We start from the raw sequence: 24,639 nt of genomic DNA on the forward strand, positions 1-24,639 counted from the left end.
ATCGCCTCACTTTTACTGCAAGAACGACGCTCAATGGCCCTGGATAAGAAAAAGACGATTCGCCTGCTGATTCTGGAAGACTCGCAAAACGAGGCGGAACGTTTGGTCAGCCTATTCCGTAACGCTGGCCGAGCCACGCGAGTACACCGCCTGACCGGCCCGGAAGATCTTGAGCAACAGTTACAGCAAGGCTGGGACTTACTCGTTGCCGCGCCCGAGAGCGAAAACCTCGATCCGCAAGAAGCCCTCGCCGCGTTGCGCAAAGCGGACAAAGACATCCCGTTTATTCAGTTGCTGCCCGATAACGAGCCCGACAGCGTTACCGAAGCGCTGATAAACGGCGCGGCCGATGCACTGCCGCAAGGCGAAGACGAGCGCCTGATTCTGATCGCCAACCGCGAGCTAAAAAACCTCGAAGAGCGCCGTGGCCGCCGCATCGCGGAAATTTCTCTGCGTGAAGCGGAAAAACGCTGCCAGTTGCTGCTCGACAGCTCAGTCGACGCCATCGCCTACATTCACGACGGCATGCACATTTACGTCAACCGCTCGTACATGCAGCTGTTTGGTTATGAAGACCCTGATGATCTGGCCGCCGAACCAGTAATCAACCTGATTGCCGGTGCCGACCAAGGCCGCTTTAAAGACTTCTTAAAGCAGCACAAAGGCGAGAGCGACAACGCCGAACTCAAGCTCACCGGCGCTAGCGCCGATGGCAGTCAATTCAAAGCCAGCATGAGCTTCTCGCCCGCCACCTACGACGGCGAGCCCTGCGTACAACTACTGATTCGCACCGAAAACGACAACGCCGAGCTGGAAGAAAAGCTCCGCGAAGTGGCCAGCCAAGACTTGGTCACTGGCCTGTTCAACCGTAACCACTTCTTAGAGCAAACCCAGCTACACGCCGAGCGCGTGGTGCAACAGCAAAGCCAAGCCTGTATCGGCTACTTACTGGTGAGCAACTACGCCGAGATCTTGGCTGACATCGGCATCGGCAAGCTCGACCTGTTGCTGGCCGACATCGCCGGCATGCTGCGCCAACAATTTGGTGAGCCCAGCCTGCTGGCACGTTTTGGCGATGACGTGTTTACCGTGCTGACCCCTGAGGTCACCCCTAAGCAGCGCAGCGAGCATTACCAAGCGCTGCTGAAGCAAGTTACCGAGCACTTGTTTGAAGTGGACGGCCGCACCGTACAGGTCAAGCTGTGCATTGGTCTGGCCGGCTTAAGCGAGGCCACGCACAAAGCCAACGTGGTGATCGAGCGCGCGCACCGCTGCGCCGAAGAAGCCCTGCAAGCCGGTAACGGCGAGATCAAGCTGTACGACCCCTCGGCGGAACTCGCCGCTGCCGCCAGCCGTGGTGACTTAGTCGCCAGCATCAAGCAAGCACTGGAGCAAAACAGCTTTAAGCTGATGTTCCAGCCGGTGATTAGCCTGCGTGGCGATCCGCACGAACATTATGAAGTGCTGCTACGCCTAAAAAGCGGCGACGGCAAAGAACTGGACACCACCGAAGTTATCGCCGCGGCGAAAACCGCTGGGATGGCAGAAAAGGTCGATCGCTGGGTCATCCTCAACAGCATCAAGCTGTTGGCCGAACACCGCAGCAAAGGGCATGACACGCGTCTGTTCATCAACTTAAGCGGCCCCAGTCTGCAAGACGCAGGCTTGCTGCCGTGGTTAGGCAAAGCCCTGAAAGCCGCACGCTTGCCGACCGATGCGCTGACCTTCCAGTTCAATGAAACCGATGCGATTGCCTACTTAAAAGCCGCCAAAGGCTTGACCGAAGGCTTGGCCGAGTTGCATTGCCGCGTGGCTGTCAGCCAATTTGGCTGCGCCGCCAACCCGTTCAACACCCTCAAGCACTTGAAGGTGGATTTGATCAAGGTGGACGGCTCTTACGTGCAGGACTTGTCCGGCGCGGAAAGCCAGCAAGCGCTGAAAGACTTGATCACCGCCATCCATAATCAGGCCAAGCTGACCATAGTGCCCTACGTGGAAAGCGCCAGTGCCTTGGCCACCTTGTGGCAAGCCGGCGTTAATTACATTCAGGGCCACTACCTGCAAGGCCCAACAGCGGCGATGAACTACGACTTTAGCGGCGGCGACGAATAAGCCGCCCCCAAGTAAAAAGCCCGGCACACTCAGGCTGTGTGAAAACGTCGCGAGCGCAGGCTAGGCAAGGCAAAAACAGGCGAAAAAGCGCAGTTTACGTGTGGTAAATACTCCGCACATCCTGTGCTCCGCCCTGCGGGTCAGCTAAAGCTGTTCAAACCCGCTCCTGCGGATTTGTGAGCATTTTGAGCCTGTTTTTAACGCCGCATAGCCAAGTGCAGTAGTTTCCACACAGTCTGACATTGGCCGGGCTTTTTTATCACATGACGCTTACTCGCCTTCGCGATCGCGATAGCCGAGCAAGTACAGCACGCCATCTAAGCCCAGCGTAGAAATCGCCTGCTTAGCGGACTGTTTCACCAACGGCTTAGCGCGAAACGCCACGCCAAGGCCAGCAATCGACAACATCGGCAAGTCATTAGCACCATCACCCACGGCAATCGCCTGCTCCAAGCTAATCCCTTCACGCTGGGCCAGCTCGCGCAGCAAGTCGGCTTTACGCTGACCATCGACAATCGGCTCCAGCACTTCACCGGTGACTTGGCCGTCGACAATCGGCAGCTCATTGGCAAACACATAGTCAAAGCCCAACTTGGCCTGCAGATGCTTGGCAAAATAAGTAAAACCGCCGGACAAAATCGCCGTTTTGTAACCGAGGCGCTTTAACTCGCGCAGCAAGGTTTCCGCGCCTTCGGTGAGCGGCAGGCGTGCGGCGATCTCCGCCAGCACATCCTCCGACAAGCCTTTGAGCAGGCCGACGCGCTCTTTAAAGCTGGCGCGAAAATCCAGCTCGCCACGCATGGCGCGCTCGGTGATCTCCGCCACCTGCTCGCCCACGCCTGCCGCCTTGGCCAGCTCGTCGATCACTTCGGCCTCAATCAAGGTGGAGTCCATATCGAACACCACTAAGCGGCGATTGCGGCGGAACACAGTGTCTTGCTGGAAGGCGATATCGACATTCAGCTCCTGCGCCACGGAGAGAAACTCGGCGCGAAGTGCTGCCGCATCGTCCGGCTCACCACGCACCGAGAACTCCACACAGCCCTTGCTGCGTGACTGATCGGCGCCCAGCGCCACACGACCCGACAGGCGATCGATATGATCGATATTCAAGCCATAGCGCGCGGTGATCGAGCTGACTCGGCGCAGCTGCTCTGCGGTGACCTGACGCGTCAGCAAGGTAACGATATGCCGCGACTTGCCTTGGCCGCCCACCCACGCGGCGTACTCCGCCTCGCTCACTGGGGTGAAGCGCACTTGCTGATCCATCTTGTAGCCGGTGAACAGCACTTCTTTCAGCACACCGGAGGCTTCGGCATTGCTGGGAATTTCCACCAGAATGCCAAACGACAAGGTGTCGTGAATCACCGCTTGGCCAATGTCGAGGATATTGGCGCCGCTTTGCGCCAGCACGCCGGTGATGGCCGCGGTTAAACCCGGGCGATCTTCACCGGTGATATTGATCAGCACTATTTCGCGCACGCTGGGGTCTCCCTGCAAAATTTGCCGACAGTTTACCTGCAAACCCGGTCGCATCGGCAGCGTTGCGGCTATCAAGGCTCGCAATCAGGCGTTTATACTGCCGATCATCTTTGTCTGCCGATTTTGCTCTGTGAACCGCCCACACGATCCACGCCCCGATAATGTGTTCGTCATGCTGTTTCAGGCCCTGCGTCGCAAGCGCATCAGCCTGAGCTTACGCGTGGCAGCGCACAGCCTGTTTTTAGTGGCGTTTGCACTGATTGTGTATGCCTGGGTGATGGGCATGCAGTTTCGCCAAGCCATGCAGCAACAGGCTGACGCTTTAGGGCAAAGCTTAGTGGCACAAACCGGCGCCTCAGCCACCGAGCTGCTGGTCGCCAACGACCTGCTTAGCCTCAATGTGTTGCTGAATAATCTGGTGAAAAACCCGCTGGTGGCGCATGCGGCGATTTACAGCGTCGACAACCGCATTCTTGCCGAAGCCGGCGCAAGGCCACGCACCCTACTGGGCGAGCCGGAAGGCCTGTATTCGACCAACATCACCTTCCAAGAGGTGATCGCCGGCTACCTGCGCATCAGCCTCGACATGAGCCAGTTCTACCAGCCGATGACCATCAGCTTGCAGAGCATGGCGATTCTTAGCTTGATTCTGCTCGCGCTGACCATCTCGCTATCGCTGCGAGTGGGGCGCAATCTCGCCCAGCCGCTGCAAGAGCTGCGTCTGTGGCTGCGCGACCCCGACGACCCAGCGCCAGGCTCGGCACGCATGGATGAAATCGGCGAGCTGGCGCGCCAGCTGCAAGCTCGCTTGGTGGTTCCCAAACCTGCACCAGCACCTATTGCTGAGCTCACGTCCGCCGACGAGCAAGAAGACGCATCAGAGCCTGACTGGGACGAACGCGGCGAATTCGACGAGCAACACGACGAACCACTGCCTTGGCAAGCCGATGAGGCGAGCAGCGCGTTTAGCGACATCGAAGACGACCCAGACCCAGAAACCTGGCTCGGCGAACTGGTCACCCCAAGCGAATTGGATGAAGCCGGGGAAATCCCCGGCGAAACCTGCGTACTCGCCGTGCAGCTCGGTGCCCAAGAACAACTGCGCCGCCTGCCCCGCCCACGCCTGATGGAGCTGCTCGAGCGCTATCGTGGCGCGCTGGAGCAAGCCGCACAGCTGTATAACGGCGAACTGCATACCCTCAATGACGGCAGCAGTTTGGTGCTGTTTCACAGCGAAGAATGCGCCGACGACCACACCGGCAATGCCCTGTGCTGCGCCGAACTGCTGCGCGGCCTTGGCCATAGCCTGCAAGTGGAAGTGGCCGACAGCGGCTTAACCTTGCAACTGCAACTGGGCTTGGCCGTAGGCGATAGCCTGCAAGATTTGCCGCAAGGCGAACTGCTGCTGAGCGAAGCTACCCAAGCGGCACTGGCCCTCAGCCAACACAGCCGCAACTTAGTGTTGCTTGACCAGTCAATCAGCAGCGAGAGCGACATTCGCCACCGTGCCAAGGTACGCCCCATCGCCAGCCCTGCTGGTGCCTGTTGTGTCGAGCGTTTGCTGGAGCCCTACCAGAGCCTGCTCGATAGCCAGCTCACGCAGATGTTTGAAAGCCCCACCAGCTAACGCCGGAGCCCACCATGCGCCGCCTCATCACCCTCCCCTTGGTTTTGTTGAGCAGCGCGTTAGCCGCGCATGAGCATCACGGTCATGCGCAGTGGAGCGAACACAATGGGCAACGCTGCGTGACCAGCAATGGCCTGCCCAACCATGCCACCGGGCAGTTTCCTAATCGCGGCAACCCACACCGCATCAGCGAACAAGCCACACACCTGTGCGTGACACTCACGCCGAAGAAAAACGCCACGCCCACAATGATCGAGCGCGGCGCGATTGGCGTGGCGATTAATGGCGTGCCGTTTCGCCCAGAAACCGCCGACTATTACGACGCCAGCAGCCAGCGCGGCTTTAGCCGCAATCCGCAGTCGGGTTGGAATCTGGAAGGCTTAGGCGCCCGCGACTTGCTCGGCATGGACAGCAACAACGCCCACGTGGATGAGCGCGGCCTGTACCACTATCACGGCGTGCCACCGACGTTAACAGCTCACAGCAGCTTGCTTGGCTATGCCGCCGACGGCTTTGAGATTCACTACCGCGCTAATCAGCCGCCATCGGGCTACCGGCTAAAGCCCGGCCAGCGACCTACCGCGCCCTATGGTCGCTACGACGGCACCTATATCGAAGACTGGCAGTATGTCGGCGGCCCGCACACCCTCGATCGCTGTAACGGCGGCGAGCTGGATGGTCGCTTCGTGTATTTCGCCACCGATAGCTTTCCATTCTTCCCCCGCTGCTTGTGGGGCACGCCAAGCGCCGACTTTAGCCCACGCGCACGGCCAAACGCGGCGCAGCCTAGCCAGCGCTTGCCAGCACGCACTAACGACGCAGCAGCGCGGCGCCAACCGCCGGCAGCGGCTATCGACGCCTGCTCAGGCCGTAGCGACGGGCAACGCTGTCAATTCAGCCCGCCGGGGCGCCCAAGCCTACAAGGGCAATGCCGCCGCACCCCGCAGGGTGTGACGGCTTGTGTGCCTTAAAGCGTTTAAGCCCGCGTTAATCCGCCGGCACCGTGCGCTGCTCGGCCCATTGGCGCAGCGCGAAGAGGTCTTCCGCCATCACCACCGACAGTGGCGAGGTGTCATGCAGCGCCTGCACGATGTGCGTCTGGTTAACCGGGCTTTCTTGCGCTTGCGCGGCGTACACAGCGCTGACCACCGCCTGCTCGATTTCCGCCCCCGAGAAGCCTTCTGCAGCCTCCGACAGCTCCGCCAAGGCAAAGCGCTCTAAGGGCAAATCGCGTTTTTCGAGGTGAATGCGGAAGATCTCCTCACGCACCTGCGCCCCGGGCAAGTCGACAAAGAACATTTCATCAAAACGCCCTTTACGCACCAGCTCCGGCGGTAACTGTTTGATCGCGTTGGCGGTGGCAACCATAAACACCGGCGTTTTGCGCTCGGCCATCCACGTTAACAAGGTGCCTAACACGCGCTGGCTGACGCCGCCGTCGTTGTCGCCGGTGGCCATGCCTTTTTCCAGCTCGTCCATCCACAGCACGCACGGCGACATCATGTCCGCCAACTTGAGCGCCTCACGCAGGTTGCGCTCGGTTTCGCCAAAGTACTTGTTGTACAGGCTGCCGAAATCCAAGCGCAGCAGCGGCAGACCCCAGAGACCAGCCACGGCTTTGGCAGCCAAACTTTTACCGCCGCCTTGCACGCCCACCAACAGCACGCCGCGCGGTATATCGCCGCCTTGCTGGGTTAAAAACGCCTGCTGACGTTGGCCCAGCCACTGCTTAAAGCGGCGCAAACCACCTACATCGGCAAAGCGCGCGGTGTCGTACTCAAAGCTCAGCACGCCGTCTAGGTCGAGCAGCTCGAACTTGGCTTTATTGAGCTCCGGCAGGTCTTCTTGGGTGATGGCGCCGTCATCGACAATCACTTTGCGCGCCAGCAGCCGCGCCTCGCCATGGGTAAGGCCGCGCAGGTTCTTTACCAGCTGCCCTAAGGTGCGGTTATCGGTGCGCACGCGCAGGCCGCGATTGCGCTCGCTCCACTGCCCGGCCTCTTCGCGCACAATCGCGCCGAGTTCTTCTTCCGACGGCAGCGAAAGCTCAAAGCGCGCGGCATAACGGCGCACCTCAGCGGGCAGTTCCATGGCATGCGAGAGCAGCACCACGGTCGGCGCGTAGCTTTCGCTGCGCAGCGCCACTTCTTTCAGCAAGCGCACCAGCTTAGGGTTCTCGCCCAGCAAGTACGGGTGTAGATCGCACAAGACATACACATTGGGCTGCATATCGCGGCGAATAACCTTCAGCGCCTCTTCCGGGTTTTGCGTCAGCTCGCTATCGGCGGCATCGCTACCAAAACCCAAGCGTGCCAAGCCGTCGACATCGGTCCAGCGATACACCGTATGGGTGCGTTTAACCGCCAAGCTGGTGATCAGTTCCAGCACGCGCGGCTCTTCCCACGACTCAATCAGAATCAGTTTGACCTTAGAGTCGAGCACTAAGCCCAAGTCATGTATGTCGTTTTTCACCCTTACTCCTTAAAGGCTTATCCGTGCACGAAAAGTTGCCAGAGGATACACTCGCCGACGAATTTAGCGCGCCAATCAGCGCCACGGGAGGCTCTATGGACTGCTTATTTTGCAAAATAGTCGCCGGTGACATACCCGCGAAAAAGCTCTACGAAGACGAACACCTCGTGGCCTTTCACGACATCAGCCCGCAAGCGCCGGTGCACTTTTTGGTGATCCCAAAAAAACACATCGCCACCTTGAATGACTTAGCCGAAGACGACAAAGCCCTCGCCGGGCACATCCTCTTCACCGCCCAGCGTTTGGCCAAAGAGCAAGGCTGCGAGGCGGGCTTTCGTGTGGTGATGAACTGCAACGAGCAAGGTGGGCAGACCGTGTACCACATCCACATGCATGTGCTCGGTCAGCGTCAACTGAACTGGCCGCCGGGTTGATATGCGCGTCACCGCTTTACTGGCCAGCCTATTGCTGTGCCTAGCGCCCAGCGCGCATGCCTTAAACCCCGGCGACACCTTCCACGACAACCTGCTCGACGGCACCCCCGGCCCTGAGCTGGTGGTGGTGCCGGCGGGCACCTTTGTCATCGGCGACAGCGTAGGCTCTGGCAATCACAACGAGCGCCCCACCAAACAACTTACCCTGCCCAAGGCGTTTGCCATGGGCGTTTATGAGGTGAGCTTCGCTGAATGGCGCGCCTACAGCGAAGCCAGCGGCAAGCCGGTGCCGAATAACGAAGGCTGGGGCTTATCGGAACAGCGCCCGGTGATGCATGTGAACTGGCATCAAGCGCAGGCGTTTTGCCAATGGCTCAGCCAAGTCACCGGCCAGCGCTATCGCCTACCTACTGAGGCCGAGTGGGAATACGCCGCCCGCGCCGGTAGCAGCAGCTTGTTTTGGTGGGGCGACAGCGCCGCGCCCGTTAATGAGCAACCGTTTGCCCACTGTCGCGGCTGCGGCACCTCCAGCTTTATTCGCAACAAAACCGCACTGCGTGGCCAATTTGCGCCCAACGCGTTTGGTCTGTACGACACCGCCGGCAATGTTTGGGAGTGGACTGCTTCGCCCTATTCCGCCACCTATGATGGCAGCGAACAACACAGCGCCCGCTTGCTCGATCAACGCCCGCGCGTAGTGCGTGGCGGCGCGTGGAACAGCGGCCCGCAGTATTTGCGCAGTTCGCTGCGCGACCCGCGCCAAGCCGATCAAGCCAGTTACTCATTGGGTTTTCGTGTGCTGCGCGAGCTGAACTGACAGACGTCAACGTCTACACACCTAACTGCGTTACACTTTGCACAGTTTGTTCTGGAGATGCGTATGCCGTCCCAACGCCATTACTCCCCGCTCGATCAGCTGCTGCTGCAAGCCGACAGCGCCCTGCGCACCTTGCTGCCCTTTAGCGGCCAGCCGGATCGCCTGTCACCGGCCAGCGATAAGCCCGAGTGCGAGCTGTCTGCCGATGACAACCGCCATGTCGCCGGCTTGATGCGCATCAACCACACCGGAGAGGTGTGCGCGCAAGGCCTGTACCAAGGCCAAGCCCTCACTGCCAAGCTGCCGGAAGTGCGCGAACGCATGGAGCACGCGGCGCGGGAAGAAATCGACCATCTGGCCTGGTGCGAAGAGCGCCTGCGCCAACTGGACAGCCGCCCCAGCGTACTTAATCCACTGTTTTACGGCCTGTCGTTTGGTATTGGTGCCACCGCCGGTTTGATTAGCGACCGCTTAAGCCTAGGCTTTGTCGCCGCCACCGAAGATCAAGTGTGCAAGCACTTGGATGAGCACCTGCACCAACTGCCGCGCAGCGATGCAAAGAGCCGCGCGATTTTGGCGCAGATGCGCATCGATGAAGCCGAGCATGCCGACCATGCCTTAGAGGCCGGCGGCTTTAAGTTTCCCGCGCCGGTCAAACTGGGCATGACCTTGCTGTCCAAGGTGATGACCAAAAGCACCTACCGCATCTGATTGAGTCAGGGCTTTGCGGCTTGAACAAAAACGGCAGCTTAATAAGCTGCCGTTTTTGTGCGTGCGCTCGCGACTTAAGCGCCGAGCTCTTCAATCTCATAATCGTGAGTAATCGCCACACCCGCCGCGCCGAGCATGATCGACGCCGAGCAGTATTTTTCTGCCGACAACTCAACCGCGCGTTTAACCTGCGCTTCTTTTAGGCCACGGCCTTTGACCACAAAGTGCACGTGAATTTTGGTGAACACTTTCGGGTCTTCGCTGGCGCGTTCGGCCTCTAAAAACGCCTCACAGTGCTCTACCGGCTGACGCGCTTTCTTCAAAATGCTCATCACGTCAAAACCGGTGCAGCCACCCATGCCCAGCAGCAGCATTTCCATCGGGCGCACGCCCAAGTTGCGGCCACCGTATTCCGGCGGGCCATCCATCACCACCACATGGCCACTGCCTGACTCACCTAAAAACATGGCCTCACCGGCCCACTGAATCCGCGCCTTCATCCCCATACTCCTGATAGCCTGCAAACCGCGCGGTAGCTTACCACACGTCTATTTGCCAGCTGTGGCCACTAGCGCTTACGCTTTCTGTGGTTCAATTCGTAAAACCAAGCGGTCGCTTGTTGGTAAACTTGACGCCGTCACACTGACACCATCAGCTAAAAAAGGAATATAGTCACTGTTGGTCTTTATCCAGATCACTGATGACGTATCCCAGATAAAACAAAACGAGTCGCTGGATCGTGACTCAACATTGCGGGAAATCTCATGGTTGCACTGACCCTTACGCCAAAAATCAAGAACCTCGATAAGTTCTTGGCCCACTGCCATCGCCGTCGTTTTACTGCCAAAAGCACCATCATTTATGCCGGTGACCGTTGCGAAAGCCTGTTTTTTATCGTCAAAGGCTCCGTGACCATTCTGATTGAGGATGACGATGGTCGCGAAATGATCATTGCCTACCTCAACGCCGGAGACTTCTTTGGCGAGATGGGCCTGTTCGAGCGCGAAGGCTCCGAGCAAGAGCGCAGCGCTTGGGTACGCGCGAAAACCGAGTGCGAAGTGGCAGAAATCAGCTACGCCAAGTTCCGCGAAATCAGCCAGCAAGACCCGGATATTATGTTCGCCCTTGGCCAGCAGATGGCCGAGCGCCTGCGCGATACCACGCGCAAAGTCGGCGACTTGGCCTTCCTCGACGTGACTGGCCGCGTCGCACGCACCCTGCTCGATCTGTGCAAGCAACCCGACGCGATGACGCACCCCGACGGCATGCAGATCAAGATCACCCGCCAAGAGATTGGCCGCATTGTTGGCTGCTCGCGGGAAATGGTTGGTCGCGTACTGAAGTCACTGGAAGAACAGGGACTGGTACACGTCAAAGGCAAAACCATGGTGGTTTACGGCACCCGCTAAGACCCTCGCGCAGGCTTGGCTCTCAGCCGAGAGCCAAGCGCCGCTCGACGCAACAAGCGCTCACTCGCTCTCCTCACTTAACGCACCCCGTCGCCGAATCTCAATCAAACGACAGCACGCCGCAACGGCAACCGTTCGTCGGCAATAGCCCTCCCCTGCCTCAAGCTCTTTTCACCCACGCCGAAAACCCGCTCAGGAGTTACAAAAACCTGCACGCGAGGGGCTGCAAAGCATGCTCAGCGTCAACACCAACATGGCGTCATCATTTACCCAGCGCCAACTGGGCAGTAACGGCAGCGCCTTAAATACCACGCTGCAACGACTGTCCACGGGCTATCGCATTAACAGTGCGAAGGATGATGCCGCCGGCCTACAGATCTCCAACCGCCTATCGACACAGGTCAGCGGCTTGGCTGTGGCTGTGCGTAACGCCAACGACGGCATCTCGCTGTTGCAAGTCGCCGAAGGCGCTCTGCAAAGCGTGACCGATGCACTGCAGCGGATTCGCGTACTGGGCTTGCAGGCCATGAATGGCTCCAACGGCGCCAGCGAGCGCGATGCGCTCAACCAAGAAGCCCAGCAGCTTGCGCAGGAAATCACTCGCATCAACGAAACGACCACCTTTGGTGGGCGCAAAGTGTTCGATCAGGGCAGCAGCTCGCTGCTTGGCGATCTTGACCAACGCTCGGTACTCAACTCTTTACGCGGCTATTGGATTAGCGAAGGCGAACAACGCGTCTTCGACGCCTTCGGCCTGCGTGCCGATGGGGCGCAGCTGGAAATCACCTTCAGCAATAACGGCGCCAGCCCTGCTTTAGCCTCGGTCGCCTACACCGGTGCCGATGGCAACGGCAAGGCGCTCAACCAAGTACTCGACGTTAACCTCGCCTATTTCGATGCCTCCACCCTACCCAACGGCGGCACCAACCCTGCGCAGTACACCGACCGGGTGATTGCCCACGAAATGGCTCACGCGGTAATGGGCCGCACGATGAATTTTGCCGGCGGACTGCCCAACTGGTTTATCGAAGGCGCCGCAGAGGCTGTACATGGCGCCGATGCCCGAGTATTTGCCGACACCGCCGGCGGCACCAATGTCACCGCCATGCTCGCCGCCTTCAACGCCGACAACGTCGGTGTCAGCGCCGGTTACTCGGCCGGCTATGTGGCCGTTCGCTATATGCATGACCGCATCAAGGCAGCCGGCGGCACCGGCATCAAAGAGATCATGGGTTATCTCAACAGCAATGCCGGCTCGACACTCGATCAGGCGCTGACCAATGCCAGCAAAGGCGCCTTCACCAGCCTGGCCAACTTCAATACCCAGTTCAATGCCAATGCCAGCGCCTATGTTGCAGGGATGAACCTGACCAACGCCGACACCGGCGCCATCGGCGGCCTAGATGCTGACGGCGGGCCGGTGTTAACGGCAGAGAACATCTTGCCCAACCAAGGCACCGGGCTGCCCGGCTCACAGGGTTTTAAGCTCAAAGAACCGAGCTTATTTAATGCCAACAGCGTGGGCGGCGGCAGCGTGGTGGACTTCCAAGTTGGCGCCAATGCTAACGAAACCGTCAGTGTCGGCATCGGCTCATTCAGCGCCGGCTCGCTGGCACTGAGCCGGCTCAACTTAGGCACTTTGCCCGGCTTCGCGGTGATGGATGTAGATGACGCGCTGGCCTATGTCGATCGCCAGCGCGCCTACATGGGCTCGCTACAAAACCGTCTTGAAGCGACTATCGACAACCTGCAAAACATTGGCGAAAACGCCGCCTCCAGCCGCTCGCGAATCATCGATGCTGACTTTGCCCAAGAAACCGCCCTGCTGGTCTCACAGCAAATCAAACAGCAGGCCGCGCAGGGCATCCTCGCGCAAGCTAATCAGCAGTCGGAAAACGTGCTCAACCTACTGCGCTAGAGGCTTTGACGCTAAGCAGCCCCGACACCGTGCCACAACCCCCGAATCGCCGCAATGCCCTGCGCACCCACTTGCCACGCCTGCGGCAAGTCGGCCGGACTTACCCCGCCGAGCAGATACGCTGGGCTTAAACACTGCTTGAGTAATTGTTCGGCCTGCGCCCAGCCTAGAGGCTCTGCCTCTGGGTGTGAGGCGGTCTGCAGTAGCGGTGACAGGGTAACAAAGTCCACCCCCAACTGATTGGCCAGCGCTAACTCGGCGGCGTTATGGCACGACGCCGCCACGCGCACACCCGCCGGGCGCTCACCCTGAAAGCCCTGCAACTGCGCGGCGCTGAGATGCCAGCCGGCGCCCGGCACTTGCGCCAATAACGCCTGCTCGCCGTGCAGCATCAGCTGGGCACGGCCCGCACACAGCGCCGCCGCTTGCTGCACACAGTGCAAATACGCCGCCGCACTTAACTGCGGTAAACGCCAGTAGATCAACGCTGCGCCAGCAGCCAAAGCCTGGGTTAACTGCGCTAAGGCGTGCTCTGCCGTCCACTCGGGCGCCGTGACCCAGTAGCAATCGGGCAGCTGTGCGGCACTCACAATCGGCAAATTCGCTGCAGGAAAGTGGTAATCGCTTAACGCCGGCGGCACCACCCACGCCAAGGGCTGCCCCTCAGCACCGTGTGGCTCGCCACTGAAGCCGGTCACGCGCCAAACGTCCAACAGTACGGATTTATCCGCGTAATCATGGCTCACCTGAATCAGTGGCCGTGCAGCGGTCACGCGGATGCCTAACTCTTCGTGCAGCTCACGATCCAGCGCCTGCTCGCGAGTTTCCCCCGCTTCGCATTTACCGCCGGGGAATTCCCACAAGCCACCTTGATGCTGATTCGCCGCGCGCTTGGCCAGCAGGATACGTCCATCCTCGCCGACGATCACAGCAGCCATGACATGAATGCGCTTCATCCATCCCCCCAAAAATACACGGGCCAGCAAGCTGGCCCGTTTTTAGCTCGGTGTTACCCGCCAATTTAGGTGCGGTATTCGGCGTTAATCTTCACATACTCATGGGAAAGGTCGGTGGTCCAGATAGTTTCGCTGAACTCGCCACGACCTAACTCGATGCGAATGGTGATTTCCTCGCGGGCCATGACCTCGGCGCCTTGCGCTTCGGTGTAGCTGGCCGCGCGACCGCCTTGGCTGGCGATGCACACTTCACCCAAGAACACGTCGATCTTGCTCACATCCAGCTCTGGCACGCCGGCGTAACCTACGGCCGCCAAGATGCGCCCCCAGTTGGGGTCGGAGGCAAACAGCGCGGTCTTGATCAGCGGCGAGTGGGCCACGGCATACGCCACATCCAAGCACTCTTGCGCATTACCGCCACCGTTGGCTATCACGGTAACGAACTTAGTCGCGCCTTCGCCGTCGCGCACGATGGCTTGTGCCACTTCCATAAATACGCTGAACACGGCGTCTTTCAGTTTGCCGAACAACTCACCGCTGGCGGCGGTGATTTCCGGCAGCTTGGCTTGGCCGGTGGCGATCAGCATGCAGCAATCGTTGGTCGAGGTGTCGCCGTCGATGGTGATGCGGTTAAACGATTTATTCGCCGCATCGCGCACCAGCGCTTGCAGCACATCGCGCGAGACTTTGGCGTCGGTGGCGATATAGCCCAGCATGGTGGCCATGTTCGGGCGAATCATGCCGGCGCCTTTGCTGATACCAGTGACGGTGACGATGACGCCGTCATGCTCAAACTGACGACTGGCGCCCTTAGGCAGCGTGTCGGTGGTCATGATGCCTTCGGCGGCTTGCGCCCAGTGATCTTCCGCCAAGTCAGCCAGTGCCGCGGGCAGCGCGGCTTCGATCTTGGCCACGGGCAGCGGCTCACCAATCACACCGGTGGAAAACGGTAAAATCTGCTCGGCATCGACTTGGGTCAGCTGGGCCAACGCCTCGGTGCTGCGCTTGGCGTTGGCCAGACCATCATCGCCGGTACCGGCATTGGCGTTGCCGGTATTGGTGAGCAAATAGCGCACCTCGCCCGCCAGACGCTCGCGAGTAATCAGCACGGGAGCGGCGCAAAACGCATTGGTGGTGGTCACGCCAGCCACACGCGAACCTTCTGCACAGCGCATGACGACCACATCCTTGCGGCCTACGCGTTTAATCCCGGCCGAGGCGATACCCAACTCGAAACCCGGTACTGGATGCAATGTGGGCAGCGGGCCCAGTCCAACAGCCATAGTGACGCTCCTTGAAAATCATGCTTGCTTTAACTGGCAAAACGCCGCGAGCAGCCAAGGCTGGTCACGGCGTTGCTAGCACGGTGGCTCGATCAGGGTTTAGCTGATCTGGCCGTGACAGTGTTTAAATTTCTTCCCCGAGCCGCACGGGCACAGCTCATTGCGACCCACTTTGCGCTCGTTGCGCACGGGCTCTTGCGCCTGCGGCTCGTCGTCTTCAGCGTCGCCATCGTCGTCACCGGCCATGGCTGGAGCAGCGGCATGCTGGAACTGCATGCTACGGGCGCGGGCTTCGGCTTCGGCGCGCATCCGCGCTTCTTCTTCGGCCGGATCTTCGCGGCGCACTTGCACGTGGGCCAGCACGCGAATCACGTCCCGCTTGATCTGCTCGAGCATTTCTTGGAACAGGTTAAACGACTCGCGCTTGTATTCCTGCTTGGGGTTCTTCGCCGCGTAACCACGCAAGTGAATACCGTGGCGCAGGTGATCCATAGTCGCTAGGTGTTCTTTCCACAGGTCATCCAGCACGCGCAGCATGATCTGCTTCTCGAAGGTGCGCAGCGCATCGCCGCCGGCCAGTTCTTCTTTGCCGCGATAGTCTTCGGTGACCAGATCCATCAGCTTGGCGCGCAGGGTTTCTTCGTGCAGATGATCGTCTTCATCCAGCCACTGCTGAATCGGCAGCTGCAGGGTGAACTCGCGGTTCATCGCCTCTTCCAGCCCTTCGATATCCCACTGTTCTGGCAGGGATTGCGGCGGCAGGAACTGATCGACCAAACCATTCAGCACTTCGGCGCGGAACTCGTCGATGGTGGCCGCTACGTTGTCGGCTTCCAGCAGGCTGTTGCGCATGTGGTAAACCACTTTACGCTGCTCGTTGGCGACGTCGTCGAACTCCAGCAGTTGCTTACGGATATCGAAGTTGCGGCCTTCGACCTTGCGCTGGGCTTTTTCGATGGCGTTGGTGACCATGCGGTGTTCGATGGCCTCGCCCTGCTGCATGCCGAGGGCTTTCATAAAGTTCTTCACCCGATCAGAGGCGAAGATGCGCATCAGGTTGTCTTCCAGCGACAGGTAGAAACGGCTCGAACCCGGATCGCCCTGACGACCCGAACGGCCGCGCAGCTGGTTATCGATACGGCGTGATTCGTGACGCTCGGAGCCAATCACGTGCAAGCCGCCATTTTCCAGCACTTGCGCGTGGCGCTGTTGCCATTCGGCTTTGATCTGCGCGATTTGCTCGTCGCTGGGGTTTTCCAGCGCGGCGACTTCGGCTTCCCAGCTACCACCAAGCAGAATGTCGGTACCACGACCGGCCATGTTGGTGGCGATGGTCACAGCGCCCGGACGACCGGCTTGCGAGATGATCTCAGCTTCTTTTTCGTGGAACTTGGCGTTCAGTACCTTGTGCGCAATACCAGCTTTGTCCATCAGGCTGGACAGGTATTCGGAAGCATCAATCGACGCCGTACCGACCAGCACCGGGCGACCCGCAGCCTGACAGGCTTGCACGTCGGCAATCACCGCTTGGTATTTCTCTTCGACGGTGAGGTACACCAAGTCGTTGCCGTCTTTACGCGCCAGCGGCTTGTGGGTGGGGATCACCACCACGTCGAGGGCGTAAATCTGGCGGAATTCGAACGCTTCGGTGTCTGCGGTACCGGTCATGCCGGACAGCTTGTTGTACAGACGGAAGTAGTTCTGGAAGGTGGTCGAGGCCAGCGTCTGGCTTTCGGCCTGAATCGGCAGGCCTTCTTTGGCTTCGATGGCCTGGTGCAAGCCTTCGGACAAACGACGACCGGGCATAGTACGGCCGGTGTGTTCGTCGATCAGCAGCACCTGATTGTTCTGCACGATGTACTCGACGTTGCGGTGGTACAACGCATGCGCGCGCAAGGCCGCGTAAACGTGGGTCAGCAGGGTCAGATTCTGCGCGTGATAGAGGCTCTCGCCTTCGGGCAGCAAACCAGCTTCGGTGAGCAGTTGCTCGATGTACTCGTGACCGGCTTCGGTGATTTCGATCTGCCGGGTCTTTTCATCGATGGTGTAGTGACCCGGCTTGCCGGCGTCGCCTTCCACCGCCTCGACGCCACGTTCCAGACGCGGGATCAAGTTGTTCATTTCCATGTACAGGCGCGAGCTGTCTTCGGCCTGACCGGAAATAATCAGTGGGGTACGCGCTTCGTCGATGAGGATCGAGTCCACTTCGTCGACCACGGCGAAGTTCAGGCCGCGCTGGAATTTATCTTCCAAGCTGAAGGCCATGTTGTCGCGCAGGTAGTCGAAACCAAATTCGTTGTTGGTGCCGTAGGTGATGTCACACGCATAAGCAGCACGCTTTTCTTGCGGGTCTTGCTGCGGGGTAACCACACCAACGCTGAGGCCTAAGAATTCATACAGCGGACGCATCCAGTTGGCGTCACGGCGGGCCAGGTATTCGTTCACGGTGATCACGTGCACGCCTTTGCCGGCCAGGGCGTTTAAATACACCGCCAAGGTGGCCACCAGGGTTTTACCCTCACCGGTACGCATCTCGGCAATTTTGCCGGCGTTAAGGGTCATGCCGCCGATCAACTGCACATCAAAGTGGCGCATACCCATGACGCGCTTACTGGCCTCGCGACATACGGCAAAGGCTTCCGGCAGCAAGGTATCGAGGGCTTCCCCTTGGCTGGCACGCTGGCGCAGCTCCTGACTCTTGGCACGCAAAGCGGCGTCATCCAAGGCGACCAACTGCTCTTCCATGGCATTGATGGTCTTAACCACGCGCGACATGCGCTTGAGCTCACGGTCGTTTTTACTTCCGAAGACTTTTCTCAGCAAAGGGGCAAACATGACGTATAGGGCTTTCCACTGATTGAAGGGAAAGGGCGCATCCGCGCGCCCAGCCGAAGCGATAGGCTTAAAACAAGGCAGGCATTCTAACCGGATGCAGACGATTCGTCAGGCATGCCGTTGGATTGCATTGTCAACGATGTAACGAACTGCGGGCAATGTAGCTACTGGGATTGACTAATTTGCCGTTTTTGAACACCTCAAAATGCACGTGATTGCCAGTAGAGCGGCCAGTGCTACCCACTTTGGCAATAACCTGCCCCGGCTGCACCAGCTCACCGACTTGCACGGTGTTGCGCTGGTTGTGCGCGTAGCGGCTCACATAACCATCGGCATGGGTGATTTCTACCGTGTTGCCATACGCGGGACGACGGCCTGACCAGGTCACCACGCCAGCAGCCACCGCGACTACATCGCTGCCACGCGGCGCGGCAAAGTCGACGCCTTTGTGCAAGCTAGAGCGCCCCGTCACTGGGTTTACCCGACGACCAAACGGTGACGATACGTAGCCCGTATTCACTGGGCGACCGGCCAGTTCGCTGGCTTCAGAGATGCTGCGTTCGGCCAACATAGACTCCAGCAAATCCAGCTGCAGTTCGCGCTCGCCTAAGCGCAGCTCTAGCGCGCTTAAGGTTTCCATAAAGCTGGGCGGGGCATAGGCCGGCAGGTTTTCCAGCTCGTCATCAGCACCGCCTTGGGCGACGTCGATGGCGAAGTCGAACTCGCTGCTATCCAGCTCGGCCACGCCAACTAAACGCTCGCCTAGGGCATCGATACGCATCATGCGCGCTTGCAGGCGGCCGACATGCACGGCCAGGGCATCTAATTGACGCTGCGCGTCTTCGCGGGTTTCCCGCACGTTGTCACGCTGGTATTGCAGCGCCAGCGCAACATCTAAGCCCTCGCCCGGGCCGCTGTGGTTATGCCACTGGGCCAGCGCTAAGCCGCCAACCAAACCCACACCTAACAGGAGCTTGGTCGCCAACGCGGCGGTCACTGCCAGCCAGCGACCGCTAACATTGGTAGTGTTACTGCCACGACGGCTAAGAATGATGACTTGCATGCATTCAACCTCGTTGTGTCTTGCGCCGCAGCGCATGCGTCTCTGTTAGCATGCCGGGCAAGTAAATCATCACAAGGCTTCCTGCCATGGGGTTCCGTCCGTTGGACGCGAAAGGGCTCAAACACCTGCTCAAGCAGGGTGCCCTGCAAACAATGCTCAATCAGGCCGCTCGGGTGGCGCGCTATCAAGCGCTACTCGAACAATGCCTACAGCCGGCGGCTAGGCCACACTGCCAAGTGGGCGGCCTGAATAACGGCAAGCTGGTGATCGTGGTCGACAACAGCCATTGGGCTACCCGCCTACGCTTTCAGGAACAGCGATTGCTGCGCCAGCTGCAAGCGTGCGAAGAATTGCGCACCTTAACCAAAATTCTCATCAAGGTACATCCTCGGTCGTCCGCAGCGCCTTACCGTTCACATTCTGCGCGACGCACCCCCGCCGCTGCCGAGGCCCTGCATGAAGCTGCCGAGGTGATTCAAGACCCGCAACTAAAGGCCGCGCTAGAGCGCTTAGCCAGCCGCCACGAGAGCAACAAAAAAGCCTCAGACGACAACGCCTGAGGCTTTTTTAATACCCGCAAAACCCGCCGATTTATTCTTGCGCTTTGGCCTTGGCCAGTTTCGCCGCGCGTTGTTTGCGCACTTCCTTGGGGTCGGCAATCAAGGGGCGATAAATCTCCACCCGCTCGCCCTCTTCCAGCACGCGCTCCGCCGGCTTAGCCACGGCTTTGCCAAAGATACCCATGGGCGTGGCAGCCACATCCAACTCGGGAAAGAAGCGCTCCAGCCGCGCCGCTTTCGCGGCATCGAGCATGCTACTGCCTTGCGGCACTTTTAGGCGCACCAGTTCTTGGCGCTCGGGGGTGGCGTAAACCACCTCGACGCTGATTTCGTGCTCAGCCATACAGTTGTTTCGCTCGTTGGCAGAAGGCATCCACCATAGTGTTGGCAGCCTGATTGAACAAAGGGCCCAGTGTCGCTTTGGCCAAGGTGCCGGCGTAATCGAAGGACAAATCCAAGCTGATCTTGCAGGCATGCTCGCCAAGAGCCTTGAAGTGCCACACGCCGTTTAAGCGCGAGAACGGCCCTTCGACCAAGTTCATTTCGATACGCTCGCCGGGCACTAGCGTGTTGCGGGTGACAAAACTCTGATTGACCCCGCCTTTGGCGATGGTTAGGCGCGCGGTCATTTGCTCGGCGCTAACCTCGAGCACTTCGCTGCTATCACACCACGGTAAAAACTGCGGATAGCTGGCCACATCATTAACCAAGTCGTACAGCACCTGTGCGGAAACCGGCAGCAAGGCAGAGCGCTGAATGCACATCATGGGCAAACCCTCACTTCAGCAATTCGGCGACAAACACCACGGCGATGCCCAATGGGGCGACCACACGCAGCAACACCAGCAGTAGGTTTAAGAATAGCGGGTTCTTAAGCTCCAGCTCTTCGCGCACCACCTCACGGCCCAGCACCCAGCCGGCGAACAGCACGAACACCAAGCCACCCAGCGGCAGCATGATGCGACTGGTTAAGTAATCAACCAGATCGAAGAAAGTCTTACCGCCTTCGGCGCCCCACGCCCACAGCGCAAAGCCGTCGGCGCCGGTGACGAAGAACTTAAGCTCGGCCCACTCGTTAAACGACAGCACAGTGCCAATCCCCAGTACCCAGCAGATCAGCGCCAAGAGCCAGGTAAAGCGCACCCGGCCACCGGCATGCCGATCACTGAAATAGGCCACCGCCGGTTCGAGCATGGAGATCGACGAGCTCCACGCCGCCAAGGCCACCAGCACGAAGAACACCACGCCCATCACTTGGCCAAAGGCGATATTGCCGAACGCCACCGGCAAGGTGACGAACATCAAGCCCGGCCCGGCGCCCGGCTCAAGGCCGGCAGCAAACACGATGGGGAACAAGGCTAAGCCTGCGGCCAGCGCCACCACAGTATCCAGCAGGCCGACGGTAATAATGGTCGCGCCAATCGGTGCGCGGCGCGGCATATACGCACCAAAGGCCATGATCGAACCGACGCCCACACTCAAGGTGAAGAAGGCATGACCTAAGGCCGGCAGCAGGCCGTCTTTGACTTGCGCGGGGTCGAAGTGGAACAAGAAGCGCACGCCATCCATGAAGTGTCCGGTGGTCACGCTGTAACCCAAGAGCACCACCAAGAGTAAAAACAGCAGCGGCATCATCAAGCGCAGCGCACGCTCAAGACCGGCGACCACGCCACGGGTAATCACCCACGCCGTCATGGCCATAAAAATGGTGTGAAAAATAATCAGCTTGACCGGGTCGGCCGTCAGCGCGCCGAAAGCGGCGCCAGCGTCTTCACCACTAATGCCGGTGAAACTGCCCTTGCCCATATCGATGATGTAGCTCAGCGACCAACCGGCCACCACGCTATAAAAAGACAGAATCAGCAGGCCGCAAATCAACCCCATTACCGCTGCCCACGCCCAACGCACACTGGCGCCACGCTCTACGGCCAGGTTCTGCAAGCTGACCACGGGGCTGTGTCGGCCACGCCGGCCAATCAGGGTTTCCGCCAGCATTACCGGCATACCCACCAAGGCGATGCAGAACAGATAAATCAATACAAAGGCACCGCCGCCGTAGACGCCGGTCATGTAGGGGAATTTCCAGATATTGCCCAAGCCCACCGCCGAGCCGGTGGCCGCCAGAATAAAGATCCAACGGCTGGCCCACACCTGAGCCACTGCCTTGTCGCCTGCCATGTTGTTCTCCACGCTCTACTTTCTACAAGGGGGCAAGAAAACCGCGCATTGTCCAGAAAACGACCAAGGCGAACAAGGCTCAGAAGCCGCGAATAAATGCAGCGAACAGCGCAAGCACAAGGCAATAGGAGCACAGCCTGCGGGGCATACCCAGTGGTAGACGCGTTGCCGGGCACCGCGCAACGCTGTGCTTGAGCCGGGCAGCCATTTCATTCGGGGACTCCTCAGCGACTAGGCGGCAGTCGACCACCTGCCTATAATGCGCGCCCTATGGCTAAGCAGAAAAAACACCCCTCGGGGACTATCGCCCTTAATAAGAAGGCGAAACACGACTACTTCATCGAGCAGACCTTCGAGGCCGGCATTGCTTTGTCGGGCTGGGAAGTAAAAAGCCTGCGCGCTGGCAAAGCGCAGCTGGTCGACAGCTATGTGCTGCTCAAAGATGGCGAAGCTTGGCTGATGGGCGCGCACATCACCCCGCTGCCGCAGGCCAGCACCCACGTGATTGCCGACCCCATCCGCACCCGCAAATTGCTGCTGCACAAAAACGAGCTGGGCAAGCTGTTTGGCGGCGTGCAGCAAAAAGGCTACGCCTGCGTGTGTACCGCGCTGTATTGGAAGCAGCACTTGGTCAAATGCGAAATCGCCCTGGCTAAAGGTAAGAAGGAGTTCGATAAGCGCCAGGTCGAGAAAGACCGCGACTGGGCCCGCGAAAAGCAGCGCGCGATGCACAAGTAAGCCAATGCGAGGCGCCTAGGGGCGCCTCGCTGCTTTTAGTTAGTTGCCCAGCTGATGGTTGTCCAGCTAGCTGTCCAGCGGGCCTAACTACCCGCCTCGATACACACCTTCACCGCATCCTGCCGCCAATATTCCAGATCGCAGTCGATCCAGCGCCCACTCTGATCGGCGTTGACCCGTTGCACCTGTAGCGCCGGGCTGCCGGGGGCGACTTTCAGCACGCGCGCGGCCATTTCCGGCAGCGCAGTGGGCATGATTTCGAAGCGCACGCGACCGTATTCGATGCCGTAATGCTGGCGATACAGCTCGGTCAGCGAATGGCTCAAGGTGCGCTCGCCAAAACGCTCGAAGTCGGGAAAACACGCCGCGTTTAAGTAGTGCTCGACAAACAACACCCGGCGCCCATCCACGCTGCGCGCACGACGCACTAGGTACACCGGGTCGAGCGGGCGAATCTGCAAGAGCGCGGCAATCTGTTCGGTCGCGGCTTGGGTTTCCACCTGCAACAAACGCGTGCCGGGCACCCGCCCTTGGCTGCGCACCATGCGATCAAAATAACCGCGCGCGCTGGGGTTGTAGGCCAAACGCGGCGGGGCGACAAACCAGCCACGGCGCTCTTCGCGGTACAGCACGCCTTCGGCCTCCAGCTGCAATAACGCCTCGCGCAGGGTGATGCGCGTGGTGGCGAACTGTTCGCTGAGCACCCGTTCGGCGGGCAGACGGCCATGCTCGCCGAGGTCTTGATCGATTTGCGCCAGCAAGGCCTGACGAATTTGCGTGACTTGCGAGGGCTCGCGCCCCGGTATGCCGGTGTACATCGAATAACTCCCACGGCGTGATTGTGCGCGGCAGGTTATGCCTGCGCCACGTGACAGGTGGATGACAAACCGGGGTTGTCACACAAGCGTCATCGCCTTGCCATGGCGCCGTCATGGCGCCGTCCTAGCGTGGTGGCTGTTGTGCTGACCTAGACCAGACACGGAGCCATCCATGAAGCGTTTTACCCTCTCCCTGCTTGCCCTCACCTTGGCCGCTGGCCAAGCGCTGGCTAACACCCCCAACATCACCGCGCTAGAAAAAGCCGCACGCGCCGAAGGCCAACTGGCCAGCGTTGGCATGCCCGACTCGTGGGCGAACTGGAAAGACACCTGGCGCGACCTGAAAACCCACTACGGCCTGGCGCACATGGACACCGACATGAGCTCGGCGCAAGAGATCGCCAAGTTCGCCGCCGAGAAAGAACAAGCCACTGCCGATATCGGTGACGTTGGCGAAGCCTTCGGCCCGATCGCCGTGCAGCAAGGCGTCAGCCAGCCCTACAAGCCAAGCACCTGGGACGACATCCCGGCTTGGGCAAAAGACCAAGACGGTCACTGGGCGCTGGCCTACACCGGCACCATCGCCTTTATCGTCAACAAGCAACTGGTGAAAGACGCGCCCACTTCCTGGGCCGACTTGCGTAGCGGCAGCTACAAGGTCAGCGTCGGCGAAGTGGGCGTAGCCTCACAAGCCAACAATGCCGTGCTGGCTGCAGCGTTTGCCACTGGCGGCAACGAACAAGACTTAAGCCCGGCGCTGGATCTATTTGCCGAGCTGGCCAAACAAAAGCGCCTGTCGCTGAATAACCCGGTGGTGGCCAATCTGGAAAAAGGCGAAGTGGAAGTCGGCATTCTCTGGGACTTCAACGCCCTCGGTTATCGCGATCAGATCGACCGCGAGCGCTTCGCCGTGGTGATCCCCAGCGATGGCTCGGTCACCTCGGGCTACACCACCATCATCAACAAGTACGCCAAGAACCCCAACGCCGCCAAGCTGGCCCGCGAATACATCTTTAGCGATGCCGGGCAGATCAACTTAGCGCGTGGCTATGCCCGACCGATTCGCGCCGAAAAACTCAGCCTGCCGGACGATGTCGCCGCCAAGCTGCTGCCCGCGGCGCAATACGCCAAGGCCCGCCCGATTGCCGACGGCAAAGCCTGGGAAGCCAGCGCCAAGCAACTGCCGCGTCAGTGGCAAGAACGTGTCGTCATTCACCTGCAATAAG

22 protein-coding genes are annotated in these 24,639 nt (G+C 59.6%); 11 read left to right on the top strand and 11 right to left on the bottom strand.

Features of this window, described 5'->3' with window-relative positions; all coding sequences use genetic code 11:
• Nucleotides 1-33 precede the first annotated feature (33 nt).
• Nucleotides 34-2,112: an EAL domain-containing response regulator gene (locus tag BMX80_RS12655; RefSeq protein WP_074869079.1), complete on the top strand. Its 2,079-nt coding sequence runs from the start codon at nucleotides 34-36 to the stop codon at nucleotides 2,110-2,112.
• Between the two features lie 270 nt (nucleotides 2,113-2,382).
• On the opposite strand, the gene serB is transcribed toward BMX80_RS12655, so the two are convergent.
• Complete coding sequence (gene serB / locus BMX80_RS12660; protein WP_074869081.1) at nucleotides 2,383-3,594, bottom strand: phosphoserine phosphatase SerB; 1,212 nt, start codon at nucleotides 3,592-3,594, stop codon at nucleotides 2,383-2,385.
• Between the two features lie 130 nt (nucleotides 3,595-3,724).
• On the opposite strand from serB, the gene BMX80_RS12665 reads away from it, so the two are divergent.
• On the top strand, nucleotides 3,725-5,221 hold the full coding sequence (locus BMX80_RS12665) for a histidine kinase (protein ID WP_074869085.1): 1,497 nt from the start codon (nucleotides 3,725-3,727) through the stop codon (nucleotides 5,219-5,221).
• Between the two features lie 14 nt (nucleotides 5,222-5,235).
• On the top strand, nucleotides 5,236-6,192 hold the full coding sequence (locus tag BMX80_RS12670) for a YHYH protein (protein WP_074869088.1): 957 nt from the start codon (nucleotides 5,236-5,238) through the stop codon (nucleotides 6,190-6,192).
• A 16-nt stretch (nucleotides 6,193-6,208) separates the two neighbouring features.
• On the opposite strand, the gene BMX80_RS12675 is transcribed toward BMX80_RS12670, so the two are convergent.
• A complete protein-coding gene (locus BMX80_RS12675; RefSeq protein WP_074869091.1) occupies nucleotides 6,209-7,693 on the bottom strand; it encodes an AAA family ATPase in 1,485 nt (494 codons plus the stop codon).
• Nucleotides 7,694-7,788: 95 nt separating this feature from the next.
• Between BMX80_RS12675 and BMX80_RS12680 the strand changes: the two genes are divergently transcribed.
• The 3 genes from BMX80_RS12680 to coq7 all read left to right on the top strand — a co-directional run bounded on the left by BMX80_RS12680 (nucleotide 7,789) and on the right by coq7 (nucleotide 9,655).
• Complete coding sequence (locus tag BMX80_RS12680; protein ID WP_074869093.1) at nucleotides 7,789-8,127, top strand: histidine triad nucleotide-binding protein; 339 nt, start codon at nucleotides 7,789-7,791, stop codon at nucleotides 8,125-8,127.
• A 1-nt stretch (nucleotide 8,128) separates the two neighbouring features.
• Complete coding sequence (locus BMX80_RS12685; protein ID WP_074869096.1) at nucleotides 8,129-8,944, top strand: formylglycine-generating enzyme family protein; 816 nt, start codon at nucleotides 8,129-8,131, stop codon at nucleotides 8,942-8,944.
• Nucleotides 8,945-9,007: 63 nt separating this feature from the next.
• Nucleotides 9,008-9,655 carry a 2-polyprenyl-3-methyl-6-methoxy-1,4-benzoquinone monooxygenase gene (gene coq7 / locus BMX80_RS12690; RefSeq protein ID WP_071872947.1) on the top strand — a complete coding sequence of 216 codons (648 nt, stop codon included), beginning with the start codon at nucleotides 9,008-9,010 and terminating at the stop codon, nucleotides 9,653-9,655.
• 74 nt (nucleotides 9,656-9,729) lie between these two features.
• Here coq7 and BMX80_RS12695 read toward each other — a convergent pair whose 3' ends face one another.
• Nucleotides 9,730-10,155, bottom strand: a complete 426-nt coding sequence (locus tag BMX80_RS12695; protein WP_074869099.1) for an OsmC family protein — start codon at nucleotides 10,153-10,155, stop codon at nucleotides 9,730-9,732.
• Nucleotides 10,156-10,419: 264 nt separating this feature from the next.
• Between BMX80_RS12695 and crp the strand changes: the two genes are divergently transcribed.
• Nucleotides 10,420-11,064: a cAMP-activated global transcriptional regulator CRP gene (gene crp / locus BMX80_RS12700; protein ID WP_071872945.1), complete on the top strand. Its 645-nt coding sequence runs from the start codon at nucleotides 10,420-10,422 to the stop codon at nucleotides 11,062-11,064.
• Between the two features lie 232 nt (nucleotides 11,065-11,296).
• Nucleotides 11,297-12,982: a flagellinolysin gene (locus BMX80_RS18055; protein ID WP_074869101.1), complete on the top strand. Its 1,686-nt coding sequence runs from the start codon at nucleotides 11,297-11,299 to the stop codon at nucleotides 12,980-12,982.
• Nucleotides 12,983-12,993: 11 nt separating this feature from the next.
• On the opposite strand, the gene BMX80_RS12710 is transcribed toward BMX80_RS18055, so the two are convergent.
• The 4 genes from BMX80_RS12710 to BMX80_RS12725 form a co-directional block, all read right to left on the bottom strand.
• The gene (locus BMX80_RS12710; RefSeq protein WP_074869105.1) at nucleotides 12,994-13,938 is read right to left on the bottom strand and encodes a Nudix family hydrolase; all 945 of its coding nucleotides are present in this window, start codon (nucleotides 13,936-13,938) and stop codon (nucleotides 12,994-12,996) included.
• A 65-nt stretch (nucleotides 13,939-14,003) separates the two neighbouring features.
• The gene (gene argJ / locus BMX80_RS12715) at nucleotides 14,004-15,221 is read right to left on the bottom strand and encodes a bifunctional glutamate N-acetyltransferase/amino-acid acetyltransferase ArgJ (protein WP_074869108.1); all 1,218 of its coding nucleotides are present in this window, start codon (nucleotides 15,219-15,221) and stop codon (nucleotides 14,004-14,006) included.
• A 99-nt stretch (nucleotides 15,222-15,320) separates the two neighbouring features.
• Complete coding sequence (secA, locus tag BMX80_RS12720; RefSeq protein ID WP_074869111.1) at nucleotides 15,321-18,056, bottom strand: preprotein translocase subunit SecA; 2,736 nt, start codon at nucleotides 18,054-18,056, stop codon at nucleotides 15,321-15,323.
• Nucleotides 18,057-18,189: 133 nt separating this feature from the next.
• A complete protein-coding gene (locus BMX80_RS12725; RefSeq protein ID WP_074869115.1) occupies nucleotides 18,190-19,119 on the bottom strand; it encodes a M23 family metallopeptidase in 930 nt (309 codons plus the stop codon).
• 86 nt (nucleotides 19,120-19,205) lie between these two features.
• Between BMX80_RS12725 and BMX80_RS12730 the strand changes: the two genes are divergently transcribed.
• Nucleotides 19,206-19,679, top strand: coding sequence for a DciA family protein (locus tag BMX80_RS12730; RefSeq protein ID WP_074869118.1), 474 nt, complete (start codon nucleotides 19,206-19,208; stop codon nucleotides 19,677-19,679).
• Nucleotides 19,680-19,710: 31 nt separating this feature from the next.
• Here BMX80_RS12730 and BMX80_RS12735 read toward each other — a convergent pair whose 3' ends face one another.
• The 3 genes from BMX80_RS12735 to BMX80_RS12745 are packed head-to-tail and all read right to left on the bottom strand — an operon-like array spanning nucleotide 19,711 to nucleotide 21,857.
• Entirely contained in the window at nucleotides 19,711-20,022 is a 312-nt protein-coding gene (locus BMX80_RS12735; protein ID WP_074869121.1) for an RnfH family protein, read from the bottom strand.
• Complete coding sequence (locus BMX80_RS12740; RefSeq protein WP_071872937.1) at nucleotides 20,015-20,446, bottom strand: type II toxin-antitoxin system RatA family toxin; 432 nt, start codon at nucleotides 20,444-20,446, stop codon at nucleotides 20,015-20,017. Before BMX80_RS12740 ends, BMX80_RS12735 begins: the two co-directional genes overlap by 8 nt.
• 10 nt (nucleotides 20,447-20,456) lie before the next feature.
• Nucleotides 20,457-21,857: a sodium-dependent transporter gene (locus BMX80_RS12745; protein WP_074869124.1), complete on the bottom strand. Its 1,401-nt coding sequence runs from the start codon at nucleotides 21,855-21,857 to the stop codon at nucleotides 20,457-20,459.
• Nucleotides 21,858-22,127: 270 nt separating this feature from the next.
• Here BMX80_RS12745 and smpB point away from each other — a divergent pair, with 270 nt between their 5' ends.
• Nucleotides 22,128-22,595 (top strand): SsrA-binding protein SmpB, encoded by a 468-nt coding sequence (smpB, locus tag BMX80_RS12750; RefSeq protein ID WP_071872935.1) that lies wholly within the window; start codon nucleotides 22,128-22,130, stop codon nucleotides 22,593-22,595.
• An 83-nt stretch (nucleotides 22,596-22,678) separates the two neighbouring features.
• On the opposite strand, the gene BMX80_RS12755 is transcribed toward smpB, so the two are convergent.
• Nucleotides 22,679-23,413 (bottom strand): UTRA domain-containing protein, encoded by a 735-nt coding sequence (locus BMX80_RS12755; RefSeq protein ID WP_074869126.1) that lies wholly within the window; start codon nucleotides 23,411-23,413, stop codon nucleotides 22,679-22,681.
• Between the two features lie 172 nt (nucleotides 23,414-23,585).
• On the opposite strand from BMX80_RS12755, the gene BMX80_RS12760 reads away from it, so the two are divergent.
• Nucleotides 23,586-24,638: an extracellular solute-binding protein gene (locus BMX80_RS12760; RefSeq protein WP_074869129.1), complete on the top strand. Its 1,053-nt coding sequence runs from the start codon at nucleotides 23,586-23,588 to the stop codon at nucleotides 24,636-24,638.
• Nucleotide 24,639 lies beyond the last annotated feature (1 nt).

The organism is Atopomonas hussainii (assembly GCF_900109735.1).
Classification (GTDB): domain Bacteria; phylum Pseudomonadota; class Gammaproteobacteria; order Pseudomonadales; family Pseudomonadaceae; genus Atopomonas; species Atopomonas hussainii.